This window comes from Pseudomonas sp. 05N434 (assembly GCF_056396965.1).
Window position 1 is genome coordinate 1 of record NZ_JBFTMK010001002.1, and the last position, 711, is coordinate 711.

Annotated in this window: 1 protein-coding gene; it reads left to right on the top strand. The window is 57.0% G+C overall.

Annotation, left to right across the window (positions count from 1 at the left end; all coding sequences use genetic code 11):
- Positions 1–361: 361 nt before the first annotated feature.
- Positions 362–711, top strand: a 350-nt coding sequence (locus AC1DLB_RS31355; protein WP_477786449.1) for an efflux RND transporter periplasmic adaptor subunit, incomplete at its 3' end; no start/stop codon positions are given.

Below are 711 nucleotides of genomic sequence, written 5' to 3' on the forward strand. Positions count from 1 at the left end.
GGCGAGCTCAGGAAATCCTGCCTTGTAACAGCCGCGGCGAGACTTGCTGAACGGAGTCGAGCATACGTTGGTTGCAGCTTCGTGTGACGAAAACAAACAGTTCGCAAAAATTCCCGGGGCGCGGGGTCCCATCCATCCTCAGCGAAGGCCACTACACGGTTTCAAGCCAAACCTTTGCATTCCCCGCAACACACAATTGTCATCATTTCATTTGATAGCCCGCTAACGAAAGGTGCATGCTAGAGGGCTTGCTTCTGGCTTATATCATTCCGAATGATAGTTACCTTTGCCTCGTTCGATTCGTTTGATACCGCCCCGCCAAGCATTATCCGCCCATCTCAATACATTGGCGGATGCATCCATGGAACAGTCACTCAAACATTTGCGCTTCCCCTTGGCCCTGTTGGCCGTGATGGTGATGAGCGCCTGCGGCAAGACTCCGGACGCTGCCGCCACCATGCCCGCGGCCAAAGTCAGCGTGGCCAAGGTGCTGGAGCAACCAGTCAACGAGTGGGACGAATTCACCGGGCGCCTGGAAGCGCCGGAAACGGTAGAGATTCGTCCACGGGTCTCCGGCCAGATCGATGACGTAACCTTCACCGAAGGCGCATTGGTCAAGAAAGGCGATCTGTTGTTCCAGATCGACCCGCGTCCGTTCCAGGCTGAGGTCCGCCGCCTCGAAGCCCTGGTTGCGCAAGCTCGCGCCACAGC